Source organism: Bradyrhizobium sp. Tv2a-2 (assembly GCF_000472425.1).
In the GTDB taxonomy this organism is placed as follows: Bacteria; Pseudomonadota; Alphaproteobacteria; order Rhizobiales; family Xanthobacteraceae; genus Bradyrhizobium.
The window spans coordinates 260,674-276,655 of sequence record NZ_AXAI01000006.1 but is presented as its reverse complement, the minus strand read 5'-3'; the positions used below and the strand labels follow the sequence as shown (position 1 = coordinate 276,655).

The 15,982-nt window shown below is 54.5% G+C and carries 14 protein-coding genes and 1 pseudogene; 7 read left to right on the top strand and 8 right to left on the bottom strand.

Annotation, left to right across the window (positions count from 1 at the left end; all coding sequences use genetic code 11):
- Nucleotides 1-21 precede the first annotated feature (21 nt).
- Both rfbD and rfbC read right to left on the bottom strand, forming a co-directional pair.
- Complete coding sequence (rfbD, locus tag A3AI_RS0114490) at nucleotides 22-921, bottom strand: dTDP-4-dehydrorhamnose reductase (RefSeq protein WP_024516277.1); 900 nt, start codon at nucleotides 919-921, stop codon at nucleotides 22-24.
- On the bottom strand, nucleotides 921-1,475 hold the full coding sequence (rfbC, locus tag A3AI_RS0114485) for a dTDP-4-dehydrorhamnose 3,5-epimerase (RefSeq protein WP_024516276.1): 555 nt from the start codon (nucleotides 1,473-1,475) through the stop codon (nucleotides 921-923). Before rfbC ends, rfbD begins: the two co-directional genes overlap by 1 nt.
- A 277-nt stretch (nucleotides 1,476-1,752) precedes the next feature.
- On the opposite strand from rfbC, the gene A3AI_RS47520 reads away from it, so the two are divergent.
- A complete protein-coding gene (locus A3AI_RS47520; protein ID WP_156927779.1) occupies nucleotides 1,753-1,920 on the top strand; it encodes a hypothetical protein in 168 nt (55 codons plus the stop codon).
- A 778-nt stretch (nucleotides 1,921-2,698) separates the two neighbouring features.
- Here A3AI_RS47520 and A3AI_RS42725 read toward each other — a convergent pair.
- The 3 genes from A3AI_RS42725 to rfbA form a co-directional block, all read right to left on the bottom strand.
- Nucleotides 2,699-3,007 (bottom strand): H-NS histone family protein, encoded by a 309-nt coding sequence (locus A3AI_RS42725; protein ID WP_036048288.1) that lies wholly within the window; start codon nucleotides 3,005-3,007, stop codon nucleotides 2,699-2,701.
- A 1,033-nt stretch (nucleotides 3,008-4,040) separates the two neighbouring features.
- The gene (gene rfbB, locus A3AI_RS0114460) at nucleotides 4,041-5,129 is read right to left on the bottom strand and encodes a dTDP-glucose 4,6-dehydratase (protein WP_036048286.1); all 1,089 of its coding nucleotides are present in this window, start codon (nucleotides 5,127-5,129) and stop codon (nucleotides 4,041-4,043) included.
- A 32-nt stretch (nucleotides 5,130-5,161) separates the two neighbouring features.
- A complete protein-coding gene (rfbA, locus tag A3AI_RS0114455; RefSeq protein WP_024516274.1) occupies nucleotides 5,162-6,043 on the bottom strand; it encodes a glucose-1-phosphate thymidylyltransferase RfbA in 882 nt (293 codons plus the stop codon).
- A gap of 209 nt (nucleotides 6,044-6,252) precedes the next feature.
- Here rfbA and A3AI_RS0114450 point away from each other — a divergent pair, with 209 nt between their 5' ends.
- Both A3AI_RS0114450 and A3AI_RS0114445 read left to right on the top strand, forming a co-directional pair.
- A complete protein-coding gene (locus A3AI_RS0114450; protein WP_024516273.1) occupies nucleotides 6,253-6,555 on the top strand; it encodes a hypothetical protein in 303 nt (100 codons plus the stop codon).
- A 156-nt stretch (nucleotides 6,556-6,711) separates the two neighbouring features.
- Nucleotides 6,712-7,752 carry a CgeB family protein gene (locus tag A3AI_RS0114445; protein ID WP_036048284.1) on the top strand — a complete coding sequence of 347 codons (1,041 nt, stop codon included), beginning with the start codon at nucleotides 6,712-6,714 and terminating at the stop codon, nucleotides 7,750-7,752.
- A gap of 206 nt (nucleotides 7,753-7,958) precedes the next feature.
- Here the strand turns inward: A3AI_RS0114445 and A3AI_RS46235 are convergent.
- Both A3AI_RS46235 and A3AI_RS0114435 read right to left on the bottom strand, forming a co-directional pair.
- Nucleotides 7,959-8,474: pseudogene (locus A3AI_RS46235) on the bottom strand (PEP-CTERM sorting domain-containing protein); the annotation flags it as partial.
- A gap of 467 nt (nucleotides 8,475-8,941) precedes the next feature.
- Nucleotides 8,942-9,514, bottom strand: a complete 573-nt coding sequence (locus tag A3AI_RS0114435) for a PEP-CTERM domain protein (protein WP_024516270.1) — start codon at nucleotides 9,512-9,514, stop codon at nucleotides 8,942-8,944.
- 286 nt (nucleotides 9,515-9,800) lie between these two features.
- On the opposite strand from A3AI_RS0114435, the gene A3AI_RS0114430 reads away from it, so the two are divergent.
- The 4 genes from A3AI_RS0114430 (at nucleotide 9,801) to A3AI_RS46230 (ending at nucleotide 14,727) form a co-directional block, all read left to right on the top strand.
- A complete protein-coding gene (locus A3AI_RS0114430) occupies nucleotides 9,801-10,775 on the top strand; it encodes a glycosyltransferase family 2 protein (RefSeq protein WP_024516269.1) in 975 nt (324 codons plus the stop codon).
- Nucleotides 10,776-10,802: 27 nt separating this feature from the next.
- Nucleotides 10,803-11,831, top strand: a complete 1,029-nt coding sequence (locus tag A3AI_RS0114425; RefSeq protein WP_051382399.1) for a glycosyltransferase family 2 protein — start codon at nucleotides 10,803-10,805, stop codon at nucleotides 11,829-11,831.
- Nucleotides 11,828-14,098 carry an NAD-dependent epimerase/dehydratase family protein gene (locus tag A3AI_RS0114420; RefSeq protein WP_084800918.1) on the top strand — a complete coding sequence of 757 codons (2,271 nt, stop codon included), beginning with the start codon at nucleotides 11,828-11,830 and terminating at the stop codon, nucleotides 14,096-14,098. Before A3AI_RS0114425 ends, A3AI_RS0114420 begins: the two co-directional genes overlap by 4 nt.
- Nucleotides 14,099-14,202: 104 nt before the next feature.
- Nucleotides 14,203-14,727: a serine acetyltransferase gene (locus tag A3AI_RS46230; RefSeq protein ID WP_084800917.1), complete on the top strand. Its 525-nt coding sequence runs from the start codon at nucleotides 14,203-14,205 to the stop codon at nucleotides 14,725-14,727.
- 8 nt (nucleotides 14,728-14,735) lie between these two features.
- On the opposite strand, the gene A3AI_RS0114410 is transcribed toward A3AI_RS46230, so the two are convergent.
- Nucleotides 14,736-15,737: a glycosyltransferase family 4 protein gene (locus A3AI_RS0114410; protein WP_198030115.1), complete on the bottom strand. Its 1,002-nt coding sequence runs from the start codon at nucleotides 15,735-15,737 to the stop codon at nucleotides 14,736-14,738.
- Nucleotides 15,738-15,982: the final 245 nt, after the last annotated feature.

The following is a 15,982-nucleotide window of genomic DNA, read 5'->3' as shown; positions in this document are numbered from 1 at the left end:
CAGCCCGCCGCCCGATCATGTTCACCGCAGCTCTGCCGCTAGCAGATCGAGCTCGTGATCGAGCGCTTCGTTCCAGGGGGTGGGCTCAATGCCGATCAAGCTGCGCAGACGGGTTAGGTCCAAGCGGGAGTTGTGAGGCCTTCTGGCCTTTGTCGGATATTCTTCCGTCCGCACCGGCACGATGGTCCGCACAGCCAGCTCGACGCCTCTGGCTTTTAAACCAGCAATGATCCGGGTCGCGAAGCCGTGCCAGCTGGTCTGGCCTGATGCTGCGACGTTGAGGACACCACCCGTTTGGCTAAAACGCTCGGACAGATTGCCTGGGGACTTGCCAAGCAGCGAGGTTACGATAGCAGCGATCAAATTCGCAGAGGTCGGCGATCCAACCTGGTCAGCGACGACCCTCAGCTCTGTGCGTTCGCGGGCAAGGCGAGCGATCGTCCTCAAAAAGTTGCTTCCAGTCGCGGCATAGACCCACGATGTTCGAACGATCAAATGTGGGCCGCCAGCATCCCGGATGACCTGCTCGCCAGCAAGCTTGCTCGCGCCATAGACCGAAAGTGGACCGGTGCGGCTATCTTCGCGCCACGGCTCTTCCCCCTGCCCGTCGAATACATAGTCGGTAGAGAAGTGGATCAGTGGCACGTTTCGCTCGGCGGCCCATTTTGCCATAACGCCGGGCGCCTCTCCATTGACGACGAAGGCAAGCTCCCGGTCATCCTCAGCCCTATCAACCGCCGTGTAGGCGGCCGGATTGATGATGAGATCCGGCGCAAGGCGGTCAAGCGCAGCGGTCAACGTGGCAGGCACCGCCAAATTAAGCAGCGACCGGTCGGCTGCGACCACCGTACCGATTTCAGGCAACGTGACGGTGAGCGCAAGACCGACCTGCCCCGTTACCCCTGTCAGGACAATCCGCATCAGATCTGTCCGTAGATGGGAAGATTCCTAACGTCCGAGAGCAGCGGGGCCGCTGCATCGCGGATCGAAAGCGAGGGGTTTTCTACGCCCCACCTGATGCCGATCGCGGGATCATCCCAGCGCACGACAATCTCATCTTTCGGACTGTAGAAATCGTCGCATTTGTAGAAGAAATCCGCTGTTTCCGACAGCACCACAAAACCATGGGCAAACCCCCGGGGAATCCACAACTGCCGACGGTTGCTTTCGCTTAACTCTACCGCGACGTGTCGACCGAAGCTTGGGCTTCCCACGCGGACATCGACGGCCACGTCCAAAACCCGACCCCGCAAGGCGCTGACCAACTTGCCCTGGGTCATTGGGTTTTGCAGATGCAACCCTCTGAGCACGCCGGCGCTCGAGCGGGACATATTGTCCTGGACGAACGGCCGGTTAACGCCGAAGGAGGCATACCGCATGAGTTGATAGGTTTCGAGGAAGAAGCCCCGCTGATCACCGAAGAGCTGAGGCTCGATGACCAGGACCTCCGGTAGCTCGGTTACAATGACGTTCATCGGCCAATGGCTTCGGAATGGCGCTGCGTTGGTTTTCCGCTGAAATAACAAACTTGTGCACCGCACGCCATTGATTGAACCTCAAATGGTAAATTGTGAAGCTCGTGGAATAAGCGCGCGATCGGGCGTGGCCCCTCGGAGCAGATGCCCCTACCCCCAAAACAACGGCAACTTTTGCTTCTCAGCCTTGGCATACCTTATTTAAATCACAGGTATCCCATTTGCCAATTTCCCATTCATGTCAATTTTGTAACATGCCCAAAGGGGAGGGCTAAGCATGGACTTATTCAAGGCCGAGAAGGTCGGAGAAACGCCCAGCGATCCGGAAAAAAAATGCCGCTGCGGCGCAGATCTGGAACTGATTCGAACAATATTCGATGCCAATAGCCGCACTATCATCCACATGTTCGAGTGCGCATGCGGGGAACGAATTTGGGATGAGTAACCGCACATCTGCTGATCGGATCAGCCCTTGGCCATCCATTGAATTTGAGAGGTTCCCGAATTAACCTCGGTTGCGGAGATCAAGCTTAATAATTGGTTTCAATTGCGCGCTAATTTTAATTGAATACGGTCTCGGCGCGCGGATTTTCTCTACCCGGCTCATCCGGCAATGCCGCGGCCCATTCATGTGCCGGGCCAGGTTCTCGTTGGTTCTTTATAGTACTCATTTGGTGTTGGAAATAATGGTCAAGAGGCGCTCTCCTCCAAAATCCCAAAGTGGCATGCAAATAGAAAAGACGAAAAGGCTCCTCGAGAAATATTCCGAGCTTTTGAAATTGCGTGATGCCGTTGATCAAGCTGCTCGCGGAGCGACCGCGCACCGGTCTTCCGACGATGACGATACAAGCTCGAAACGGTCTTGATCACCTCTTTGAAGTCTTTCTCACCAGACGGCGGCACGAGGAACCGTAGGCGGCCAGCCGAAAGCGTTGGACGCTTCTCCTCGCCCCGCTCGGATAATGCCTCGATGATACGACCCGGCAAAGCGCTCGCCGCAAGACCATGAGATCAAACATCTCTTGCTCGAGTTTCGACAAACTATCGAGCCTCTGTGAAATGGACTTCGAAGGAATTGACATTTGGACCCCAAATTAAACTCTGCAAGCACACTGGTATTACGAGGGCATCACTTGGTCTAATTAATTACAGCGAATTTGACCACCGCGCCTGGGAGTGAAGCGATCGCGCAGTGCTAATTTTGTGATCCAGCTAAGGGAGTGTCAGATCAAAAAATCGTCCAACTTTTTACCTGATCGAAGCTGTGTAGTCAGCCAGCGCGGTTGCTTGCCGCGACCGGCCCAGGTCTCGTCTGGATTTTTTGGATTGCGATATTTAGGCAGCACCTTCGGGTAAGGCCGACGGCGTCCTTGAGCCCCGATCTCTTTGCCTCGATTTGAGCTGATTTTCCGGAGGCGGTCCTCCAGGTTGGCTTTTTCGATCCCTATTTTGGTTTCGAGCTCGGCAATCAGCTGTTCGTGAAGGTTCCATAGCTCGTCCACCGACATCGCTCTTAAATCACGTTTGGACATTTTACCGTCTCAGAGAGATTCGCCGTCCCACCCACATGAAATAACTAAAGCCTTTGGAGCAAAGTGCAAGATCAAAAACAATTACTGTAGATTGTATATCAAATTGTCCTATCTTAATGCGTGTCTACGTCGGAAGATCGGCAGCGGGAGATTTCGTTCGCAGGACGCCTGTTTCAAGCATCCCAGAGGCCGGTCGCCTTATTCAATCCAGTCGGTTCCAGCGAGCCCAAATTGCCCTTTCCGCGCAAATGTCAAAAAGAGCTTTTGTGCCAAGGATATCTAGCGCGCCGTGTTCGACAGTTCGGCTCTCGACGTCCCAAAGCCAAGCGCATCCCAAAATAGTGCAATCGGCTTTCCGCGCCCAGCCGCATGCAGATACCAACACCAGGCCCGCTCTGTCTCCACTTTGGGGGGCAATCTCCTCGACCGCGATGAGCTGAATGTGGAAGTCTCTCCCTAATTCACGGCGCGAACAAGAAGTCTTCGCTGTCGAGTGCTGCGGATAGAACCAGTCCTCGATCGAACAAGCATCCTTGCCGCAATCAAGTTGCGGAGCAGACGGCAGTGCGCGAGCCCCGCCTCTATTCGTGAAGACCTGTCATTTACGTCGGCAATTACTGTCTCAAACTGACGAATTCTGTCGTTGAGCGCTTTGACCTCTTGTTCGACCATTGCTTTCACATTCCCAATTCGATATTCCAATTCTGCTCGAAGCTCGTGACAAGCCAACTACAAATGCACAAGGCGCGCGTTGAGCACAGCATAAATCACGCCAAATGCCGTGGCTGCAAGAACGCAGAAGCCGGTTTTCGCCAAGCGCATAGGCCCTGCTGAGTCGGCCTGAATGTTGCAATAGTTCTGCCGCGCGGATTTGTCGGCTTGAATGGGACGTGTTAGCCTAATCGCCGGTTGAAAAACGCACTCCAAGGCAGGCGCCCTATCGGCCCATGATCGGTTTGTCGCATGCACTCCGGCACGCCGGCCGCGTCAGACAGCAAATTTGCGTTCTTGGTGCCAATCGAGCGCGCGGCAGCTAAGGTTGTGCTGCGATTTTGCCGAGGCCGAGCCGACTGGTGTCATAGCCATTTTTCAGGATGCTCTGCCACCACGTCCTATTGGCGAGATACCACTGCACAGTCTTCTCAAGCCCGGTTTCAAACGTCTCTCTCGCCTCCCACCCAAGCTCCCGCTCAAGCTTCGACGCATCGATGGCGTAACGGCGATCGTGCCCCGGTCTATCCTGAACAAACGAGATCAGACGCTTGCGAGGGCCGGAATCGAGCGGCAGCTTGCTATCAAGCAGAGCACAGATCTGCTCTACCACGTACAAATTGGTCCGCTCGTTTCGCCCGCCTACATTGTAGGTTTCACCCGGCCGGCCGTGCTCGACAACAAGCCGCAACGCGCGAGCGTGATCATCTACATAGAGCCAGTCGCGAATATTCTGCCCATCTCCGTAGACAGGTAATGCCTGTTCCGCGAGCCCCTTGATGATTATGTGCGGAATTAGCTTTTCCGGGAAATGATAAGGCCCATAATTGTTCGAGCAGTTGCTGATGATGGTCGGCAGCTCATACGTTTCGTACCACGCCCTGACGAGATGATCCGATGAAGCCTTACTTGCGGAATACGGAGAGTTCGGCCTGTAGGGGCTGAGTTCGCTAAACAACCCGTCGCGCCCGAGAGAGCCGAACACCTCGTCGGTCGAAACATGCAAAAACCGAAACACCTTGCGAAGTGGCGAAGCCGCCTCACGCCAGTATCTGAGCGTCTCCTGCAATAGCGTAAAGGTACCGATAATGTTGGTCTGGATGAACTCACTGGGTCCATCAATTGACCGGTCGACATGGCTTTCGGCGGCAAGGTGCATCACTGCTGCCGGCTGATACGTCTCGAACAGGCGCCGCACAGGCAATGCTTCGCGGATATCCTGCTTGACCAACAAATACCGCGCGGGCGTGGCCTGTGGAATTGAATGCTGATTTGAGGCGTAAGTAAGCTTGTCGATATTGACGACAAACGCGCCCGTCTCATCGAGCAAATGTCTGATAACGGCAGATCCGATGAAACCCGCTCCGCCCGTCACGAAAATTGTTGAGTCTTTGAAAGCCTTGGCCGACAAGGTTTGTCTTTCCAACCTAACGAAGTTTGTCTTCAAGTCGAACGAGCAAAGGAGTTGTAAACGGACAGCAAGTATTCGCCATAGCTACTCTTCGCGACCCTCTGCATAATCTCACGAAAATGATCGAGGCTGATGTAGCCAAGCCGCAGCGCAATTTCCTCGGGACATGCGATCCTCAAGCCCTGGCGCTGCTCCAAGATCTGCACGAAATGACTTGCTTCCACCAAAGAAGCGTGGGTCCCGGTATCGAGCCAGGCAAAACCTCGCCCCATGATTTGCACGTAAAGATCGCCGCGCTCGAGATAGGCGCGATTGACATCAGTGATTTCGAGCTCACCACGCTGGGACGGCTTAATCGTCGCTGCGATATTCACAACATCGTTATCATAATAGTAGAGGCCCGTCACAGCCAGATTCGACTTCGGCTTCAGCGGCTTTTCCTCGATCGAAAGCGCGCGGCCATCCGCGGACAGTTCAACGACACCATATTGCTGAGGCGTCGTGACCGGATATCCGAAGATTGTAGCCCCGCTCGTCCGCCTGGTGGCGTCAACCAAGAGCTCCGGCAGACCATGGCCATAGAAAATATTATCGCCCAGAACCAGAGCGACGGCATCATCGCCGATAAAGTTGCGTCCGACAATGAAGGCGTCTGCGAGCCCGCGCGGAGAGGCCTGGGTTGCATATTTGAACGAGAGCCCCCAGTCGCGGCCGTCGCCAAGCAATCGCTCGAACAGAATCTGATCGTGCGGAGTCGAGATGATGAGAATGTCCCGAATGCCGCTGAGCATCAGAGTGGCCAGCGGATAATAGATCATCGGTTTGTCGAAGACCGGAAGCAGCTGCTTCGACACCACGGTCGTGACCGGATACAGTCGGGATCCGGTACCGCCGGCCAGAATAATGCCCTTCATGCCCTTTCTTTCCAATCCTTTGATAACTTTTAGCAGACGCTGCGAAGCATTCAATAAAATGATTTTATTTGGTTAAGGAGAGAAATTTCTGAACGCGCCCGGAATATTAGCCTTCAATTGAAGCGAGCCGCGTGTATTGTCAGCCACGATATTGACGCGCTCTTGCCCAACTGGAACTTGTGTTCCTGATTTCAAAGCGAACGGCAGGCATGCTTGCGATTGAGGTATGCGAAACCATGCGACTGACGATGATTGAATTGGCGTCGAAAGCAACTCGCAACCGAGCACGGGAATCGGACAACGCGCCCCTTCGTCGGAGCTATGGCGACACAGCCATCGATTGGCAGGCGGCGACCCCCGGCTGGTGGGCGATCATCGTTGGAGCCATCGTGCCCATTGCAGGCGCGGTCGTGATGATCGCGGCGCTCTGCGCTCTGTTCTGGTTCAGCGCGGCAAAGCCGCCTCTAGGAGCGGAGCGCCCCCAAGCTGCTCCGGGCGGGCCACCTGGCTGATTGCGCAACCAACCGGCAGTCGTCGATGCTGCCCCTTCCACCGGGAATGCTCAGCTGACTTTGCGGACGCCCGTCTGTGATCACCCGGCCCTTGCCATTATGCCGCGGGGATCAGAGGTATTGCCTTCCCAGCTAAGCCTTGCAGGTTTGAGATTGATGAAAGCTCTTGTGATCGGACCAAAGAATCCAGATTTTGATCCGGGTTATAATCGGGCAATCACCGATGCATTGAAGCAAGTTGGTTACCGCGCTTCCTGCTTGGAGTTTTTTGTCAGCACACCGCCCGGCTTTGCCAGCCGAGTGAAGATTGATCTGGCTAGAATGGCTGGGATTCAAACCTTCTACGATGAATACGTCGCCGCATTTAACGCATCCGTAAGCACAGCCTGTGAGACCCTCCGCCCCGATATCGTACTGGTAATCCGTGGCAGCAAGATCAAGGCAGAGACCTTAGAGAAGATTTCAGCCCTAAAGATTCTCTGGTGCCACGACGTCGTACGACGATGCGACCTGACGCTCGAACAGCTGAGGGCTTACGACCGCGTGTACGTCTTTGATAGGAGCGATCTGCATTGGTTGGCTGAGCGCCGGCTGACGGGACAGTTTCTGCCGTTGGGCGTTGATCCGCGTGTCTATTTTCCGCGGTCAACGCGTAAAGATATCGATGTATTCTTTGTGGGAGCCTATTACCCTGACAGGCGTGAAACTCTCGAGTTCCTTGCCGACAGCCTACCCCGCAGGAGCTTGCGCTTCTACGGAAGGCACGTCAAATACCGGGAACCGACGACGTGGACCAAATATCTCGCTTACCGACTGAAGGGACAGGGCAGCGTTTTCGTCAATCGCAGCCTGAACGCCCATGAGATAAGTCAATTTTACCGCAGATCCAAAATCTGCATCAACATGCACCACTCGCAAAACCAGTTCGGATGCAATCCGCGAGTTTTTGAAATTATGGCATCTGGGTCATTTCAAATCTGCGACAATCTGGCGTACGTGCTTGATAATTTTGGCTCGTACGTCGAGACGTACAAGGACCGATGGCACCTTAAAGACTTGATTTTAGCAAATTTGGACGACGAAGAGGCTCGTGAATCGAAGGCGAAGGCCGCAGAAGAGTTCGTTTTTGGAAATCATACGTTTAAGCATCGTATAACGGATATGCTAGCGGACTGCGAAATGCCCAACCGGAGCTAGCCCGCATCAATGTGGCGCAAGCCAGCCTGTGAGATCCGCAAGCGGCTTAAGAATTTTGATCTTAGAATCCATGTTTTACCAATACGGGTAAGGACACTGGACTTTCCCAGTCTGCAGCGGCCTGGCTGTTTTCCATCCGACTTGGGCAAGCGAAAATGAGGCCGTCGCGAGACGGCCTCATTACCACATCAGCTAAGAAGCAACGCTCAGGCGAACCGAAAACCGCCCGTGTTTTGGCGTCGATAAGCGAAAAATCCCAAACCAGCAAACCCCAGCACCATCAGCACCCACGTCGATGGTTCGGGCACGCTTGAGGCGATGCTGTCGACTTCGAATGCGATAGCAGTGGAGCTAAAGCCAACACTCGTGATTGCATCACCATTGGTCGTGAAGAAGTTCACGAATGTCGACCCGCCCTGCCCCTGGAAACCATTTGCGGGATTCAGCACGTCCGCGCCCGTAAACGAGCCGATCACCTTGCCATTATCGTAGAAGGTGACGGTGTTGTACGTATCAACGGATCCCCAATAGAAGCCGAAATAGTCAACACCCGCGCCGAGGCTCAACGTGGCGGTCTGAGGGGTGGTAGTCGATCCGATCGATGCGTAACCAGTCGAATCACCAAACGGCGCTGCCGCGAGGCTGGATGTTCCGGAGGTGTAATTCACTGAGCCTGAGCTTGCAACCAGAGGTCCAGTGCCGCCGTCAAAACTCACCAAGGTGGGAGCAATTGAAGATACCACTCCGGCGCTGAGATCAGCGGTCCCCCCCTCCGTAAACACCACACCTGCGCCCGCGGGACCAAAAGCAAATAGCGACAAAATCGCACCGAGCGCCGCCGAATACGAGAATTTAGTCATTCAAACCTCCCAACAAACTAAGTCTTAAAAGAAGGTAAATCATTAAATACAGGCAGTCAATCAAAAAATTAAATAAAATACCGTCAAGATTTAAATCATTTCCAAAAAGAACCGCGCGGCAAAAATCATAGTGGCGCCAATATATTACATCTAAATATTTAATTCTTCGGCAGACCGTCGCAACCATTTAATGAGCGATTCAATTTCGATTCAGTTGCACAAACCAAATGCTGCGAGCGCGAACGGGCGAAAGGTCCCGAATCATGTCAAAAAGATAGGGCGGCGCCTGCTTCGCGCCGCCCTCTCCGAACTCCCGTCCAAGTGTGCCTTTACGTACTAGGGGAGAAACCGGCGGTATAACCCACTGGTCCCTGCTTGAGCCGCAGCTTCCAACCAATGGCTATAGCTACGAAACCCAGGAGCATCATTATCCAAGTGGACGCTTCAGGCACGCCGGACACCGCGGTGACAGTCAGCTGACCAAGATCCCCTGGGCTGTAGAATGGGCTCGTGATATCTCCCGTCGGATCGGTTGCTGAAATCCAATAGCTCGTGCCGTCTGTATAAATGTTGTAAAAGAAGTTGGGCATCGAACTGCTAAACAGCAGGCCATTTGAGGAAACGTAGGGCGCGTCCGGGAAAAGCAGATTATCATAATTAAAATCAGAGTTGATGCCGAGCGGCACCACACCAGTGATCTGTGTTGTTGTGGACGTAATGAGATTTATAACCGATCCCGTTGCTGCGATCAGGTTATCGGACGAATCGCTAGTCACAACCACCGACAGATCAAACGCCGCGCCAGTGAAATTAATATCAAAAACAGCAGCTTTAGCAGAGGCGGTTGCAAAAAGAAGTAATGTCGCAAAAACCAGAACTACTCGCTTCACGTAGTCCGTCATGGCTGAGCCTCATGCAGTTTATATATTTACATTAAATAGCCTTGATAGATTCGCGGTATTATTGCAAGGCGCGCTCCTGCGGAGGCGAGCTTTATCGTGGCATTATTCGTCGGTATTTGAGGTCCCGATCGGCACGGAGGATTCTCATAAAGGTTGGAGCCACTGTACCAATGTTATTGTTAATGACCGATCTACTTGACCGGAACCGCGGCTCTCGTTGCAATTTTCTTCGAGAGAATGTCATTGGTGGCCGCGGAAGCAGCAATCCTCAATCGATAGTTCACCGATGACTGAACCTCCAATCGCAAGTGACAGCCCGGATTTGAGCGTCCTCATCGTTAATTATAATACGGCTCACCTACTCGACCGTATGATGGGAGCCTTAAGCGCGAGCCGCTCGTCACTTAGAATCCAGGTCATTGTTGTCGACAACTGCTCGCGCGATAATTCAGTCGAGCTATTGAGATCGCACTTTCCGGATGTCGAGCTGATTACCAGCCCGACCAACATCGGATTCGGTCGAGCGAACAACCTTGCACTCTCGAAGGCGCAGGGCCGTTTCATCCTTCTTCTGAATACCGACGCTTTCGTTTCCGCGGACACGCTTTCCAAGACGGTTCAATACATGCAGGAGCATCCCGATTGCGGGGTGCTGGGAGTCCGCTTGACGTGCGAGAATGGCGACCTCCAGCCTTCCTGTCGATATTTTCCGACCCCGTGGAATTTGTTCTTGAACAGAACCGGCCTTGAGCAAGTCTTTCCAGCGACGCGCATGGTCGACGACATGAGTTGGGACCATGCGTCAGTCCGAGCTTGCGATTGGGTTCCAGGCTGCTACTACCTGATAAGTCGACGCGCGATCGACCTTGTCGGCTTATTTGATCCTCGGTTCTTCATGTATTGTGAGGAAGTCGACCACTGCCGGCGCGTCAAAGCAGCGGGCATGAACGTCATCTACTATCCTCATAGTACAGTCATTCACCTCGGCGGCGAGAGCGCAAAGGCGGACGGAGTTCTGGATTCCTCTCGTCAGATTTCCACTCTGCAAATTGAAAGCGAGCTCCTCTACTTTCGAAAGCACTACGGAATTGGAGGCGTTCTAACCTCGGTTTTTTTGACCGTATTCGCCGACATAGTCACCACTGCTAAACGGATCCTGCGATTTGGGGACCCCGCTCGGGCACGAGCTGCCTGGCGCCATGCACTGACAACCATAAAAATCCTGACAGCAACTCAATGCGCCAAACAGCCGACCCGTTGAATGCTCCTGGTATGACTGGGCGCAAAAATGCCTAATGCCAGCCTAAAGCCTCAGCCACCCCACGACGCCGCGATTGCCGGTTTTGGCGTCGTGGTAATCGGGCGGAACGAGGGCGAGCGTCTAACTGCTTGTCTTGCGTCGATAGTTGGAGCATCCGCCGTCGTATACGTCGACTCCGGCTCAACCGATGATTCTCTGCAAAGGGCTCGTGAGCGCGGGTTCGATGTCATCGAACTCGACATGTCGATACCGTTTACAGCGGCTCGAGCTCGAAATGCGGGCTTCAGACGTTTACGTGAGAAAAGATCAGATATCCCCTTTGTTCAATTTGTCGACGCCGACTGCGTGCTCGCACCACTCTGGTGTCGCGACGCCGTCGAGTTCCTCAAGGATCGCCCGGATGTTGCTGCAGTCTGCGGACACCTGCGTGAGCGCTTCCCGGAACGATCAATCTACAACTGGTTATGCCAGATTGAATGGGATGGTCCTGTCGGAGAAGTTCGATCTTGCGCGGGCAACGTGATGCTGCGCAGCACAGCGCTCGAGGACGTAGGCTCTTATCGGGAAGATGTCATTGCGGCCGAAGAGGATGAACTCTGCGTGCGACTTCGCCGCGTCAATTGGCGGATTTGGCGAATCGATCGCGAGATGGCCGTTCACGACGCCGCAATGCTGCATTTCAGCCAATGGTGGAAGAGGAGCGTGCGCGCGGGATACGCTTTCGCGCAAGGCGCCTTCCTCCACGGTGCCCCGCCAGAACGGCACTTTACCTGGGAATCGCGAAGAGCGTGGCTCTGGGGAGTGTACCTGCCCGCGCTCTGCGTCTTAGCAATTATGCACGCAGGCCCGATCGCCGCAGCAGGGCTTCTGGTTTATCCGATCCAGCTCTTGCGATTGACCTTACGTGGACGAGGCCCGCTGAGAGACCGGCTGGTCCTTGCTTACTTTCAGGTCCTGGCTCGCTTTCCCGAGGCATTTGGACAGCTGCGCTTCCAGCGTGACCGGTTACTGGGTCGCGCTCCGACTCTTATCGAGCACAAGGTCAACTTCAAATGATCAGCCTCACTCGGTTCGTAACGAGTATTGGAGACGTAATCCCCGGTTCTCTATTCTTACTCAACAGATTTGCAAACAGACGCACGGGCCCGGTTTCAACTTTGCCCAAAATGAGCCAATCTAGCCAATTCCGCTCCAAAAACCTCCGCGTCGGACTTGTTGGAACAGGATACATCGCTGAGTTCCATGCGCGCGCGATACGCGCGGCAGCGAACGTTGACCTGGTTGCGGTCTGTGATTCAAACCTTCTCGCGGCCCAAGCCTTTGCGAAGGCTTGGACGATTCCTGACGTCTTCCAATCGCTCGAGATGATGTTGCAGAACGCCAGACTTGACTGTGTGCATCTGCTCGTTCCACCGGACTTGCACCATTCGCTCGCCAAAATTGCCCTGAACGCCGGCGTTCATGTGTTCATCGAAAAGCCGATGTGTACCAGCGTTTCAGAAGCCGATGAGCTACTTGCTCTCTCTGTCGAGAGAAATCTATATCTTGGCGTCAGCCACAATTTTATGTTTACGTCAGCCTATGCACGGTTGAGAGCGGTTATAGAGCGTGGAGATCTCGGCCCTATTGATGAGATCACCTTGAACTACCTGTTCGAACTTCCTCAAATCCGCCTCGGACCGTTCGACTCATGGATGCTACGCTCGCCCGGAAATGTAATTCTCGAAACGGGACCTCACCTACTGTCGATCTTGCTCGACCTCGGCGGCAAACCCGACAGCCTTAACGTAATCGTCGATCGCGAAATCTCGCTTCCGAACGGATCAACGGTTTTCCGTCGGTGGCGCATGCGGGCGGCTACCAAACGCATCGCGATGAACCTTACCTTGAATATGGGTCCGGGCTTTCCGCACCGGACGGTTTTCGTTCGGGGCCTGTTCGGCACGGCTACCGCTGACCTGGACGCGAATACATGTATTATCGACCGGCGCACCCCGCTGGACATGGACCTTGATCGCTACAGCCGGGCAGCCCATTTTGCGCGCCAGCTACGCGTTCAAAGCCTACGTACGCTACTGGATTGCTTGCTTGGAAAATTCAAGGTTCGCGGACGCGGCAACCCTTTCCAAAAGTCGATCACCGATAGCGTCTCGAGCTTCTACAACTCAATTTGCGCCGAAGACAGGCTTGACATTCGGATCGACGCCCAGAGAGGCCGAGAGATCATCTCCTTTTGCAGCGATGTCGTCGAAGCCGCGGCGCTGCCCATCACCGCGCCGCCCCAACCGGCCTCTCCTGTTACGTTGGCAGCGCCACCTAGTGTGCTTGTTGTGGGAGCGGCGGGGTTTATTGGCCGCGAGCTCGTACGCAAACTGCTGGCGAGTGGCTATTGCGTTCGTGCCATGGTGCGCGGCACATCAAGCGTGCTGCAAGATCTCGCCTGCGATCGACTGGAGATCGTACGAGGAGACATAAGGCAAAGAGATGATTTGCTCTCCGCATTGAGTGGAATTAGCTTTGTTTACCATTTAGCGCATGCTCAAGCGAAGACCTGGGACGAATACCTCAACAAGGACGTTGAGCCCGCTAGATATGTAGGTGAGGCCTGTCTGGCTGCCGGCGTCAAGCGCCTCGTATATACCGGCACGATAGCGTCGTATTTCACCGGAACGGGTTCTGGAACGATTACCGACACCTGTCCACTTGATCCAGCAATTGCCAAACGCGATTACTATTCGCGGGCAAAAGCCGCATCCGAAGCCATTCTGCTGCAGATGCAGCGCGAATCGCGGTTACCACTCGTAATTGCGCGGCCAGGCATCGTCATCGGAAGGGGGGGAAACCCATTCCATTGGGGTGTAGGGCGCTTCTCGGAGAATATATGCGAGGTCTGGGGAGATGGCGCTCACAGGCTTCCCTTTGTCCTGGTTCAGGATGTCGCTGATGCTTTGGCGCGGATGATTGAGGTACCCGACATTGAGGGGAACGCTTATAATCTATGTGACGTACCGCTTCTGAGTGCACGGGACTACCTCTCGGAGCTGCAGAGGCTGTCCAGTCTCAGACTTGACGTCCGTTATCGTCCGATGTGGCAGTTCTATGCGGCCGATCTGGCGAAATGGGTCGTCAAGGTACTCGTCAAACATCCTGATCGAATCCGTGTTCCAAATTACCGAGATTGGGATGCTCGTCGGCACCTGGCAGTCTTCGATTGCTCACGAGCATGTGCGGACCTTGGTTGGCGGCCCGTAGGGGCGCGCGATGCTATGATCAAATTTGGAATTGATGAGGCGCTGTCCTCTTGGCGCAGCGCCGTCGAATAGACGATTGCCAAATTCCACTGCCGTATCGGACAGAACCAACTGCCAGATCGTGGTTAGCATGTCACCGTTTACCACCTCCTTCCAGGAAACCTTAGGATATCTAGATGGTCGACGATTTGCTATCGCGCGCCATTGATGGCGGTGAAAAGCAGGCGGATTGGTCTCGCGAGATACCCGAACGATTTTGGGATCCAGGTCGAAAGCTTCTGAAAGCTATTCGGCAATACCAGCGCTGGCACCATAACCGATCCGCGCTCGGACGAATCGTTTGTCGTTGGGCCGCTGTTCGTCATCGCTTCTGGAGTATTGTGACCGGAGCCGAAATTCCTTTGAACTGCAAGATTGGCGGCGGCCTTCTTATCCCTCACCCCAACGGTATTGTGGTCCATCCTGAGGCGGAAATCGGGGTAAACTGCCTCATCTTTCAGCAGGTCACTATAGGGACGCGCAACGATCTCGGCGCTCCAAGGATTGCAGCGCATGTCGACATCGGCGCCGGAGCAAAAATCCTCGGCCCCGTCAAAGTGGAAGCTTACGCTAGAATTGGTGCAAATGCCGTCGTGTTAACGGACGTCGCGCGAAGTAAGGCCGCTGTTGGCATACACAAATCTTCAGGCGACAATCAGTAGTGCTTGAGTTAGCCCCCCGCTGTCCTTAACGATCTCTCCACCTGGGCAAGCAACGACTCAGCGCTCCGCTCCACGGCGAAGCGCGCCACTGCTGTAGCCCGAGCTTGCCGGCCGATCGAGCGCCTAAGCTCCGAACTCTGGTAAAGAGAGCGAAGAACCTCCACGATATCGTTCGGCTCTCGCTGGCGCACGAGAAAACCATCTCTACCATTAGCTATCATCTCGGAAGTGGCACCGATGTCCGTCGCCACCACGGGCATACCAGCCCCCATCGCTTCCATGACAGCAACCGGCCATGCTTCTCCCTTTCCTACACTCGGGAGCAGGAAAACATCTGACGTTCTCAGGCTGTCAAAGACCCCCTCCTCCGCTAACGATCCCAGCAATTCCACGTCATTCTGCAATCCCAACTTATCAACCATGGCGACTATTTCATTCCGGAATTGGCCACCTCCAACGATCGTATAGCGAATGTTCATTCCTTCATCTCTCGCACGCCGCACAGCGGCCAGCGCATACTCATGGCCCTTATTTCGCTCCAGCCGCGCAACAGTCAGGATACGCATATTCACTTCATCATACGTCCGCTGATCCGCTATCGCGGCCAGGGCACCGGCGTCGATGCCCATGAACGTCGTGAACAGCTTTTCTCTTGGGAGGCCAACACGAGCGACGATCTGGTCAATGAGATGCGTTCCCACCGCGCTCACGAACGACGCGCCCGTCATCTTCGCCGCGTGATCGTCGCCGTATACGTCGAGATCACCATGCAGGGTGAGACTATAATTAGGACCACCGAGTAGTCTGCTTAGGGCCAGCACGTGAGCTGAGTACGCACAAGAATGCCCATGGACGTGAGCAACATTTTGCAAAGCCGCCCACTCAGTCAGTTGAGCCGCCGCATAGATCAAGGCTGCAGTTTGAACAGTCGTGGTCCGCTGCGCCAGCGAATTAATGTATGTGATCGCGCAGGTGCGTTTCTTAAGAGCCCGCATAACGCTCTTAAGCAAGAGAGATCTCGTCGGAGGAAGCAGATAGTGGGTTCGGTGCACGGCCTCGTTAACGAATTTGTGCCGACCAAGCTGGGAAGGCATCCTCGTCGAAACGAGCTTCACATCGATGCCACGCCCGGCAAGCGCCTGTATTTCGCGCCAAAAGAAAACATGGGTTTGACTTGGAAACTCTGGGACTAGATATCCTAAACGCATATAACTGCCTCATCAATTCAAGCTCAATTTAGACAAGAACGCCCATG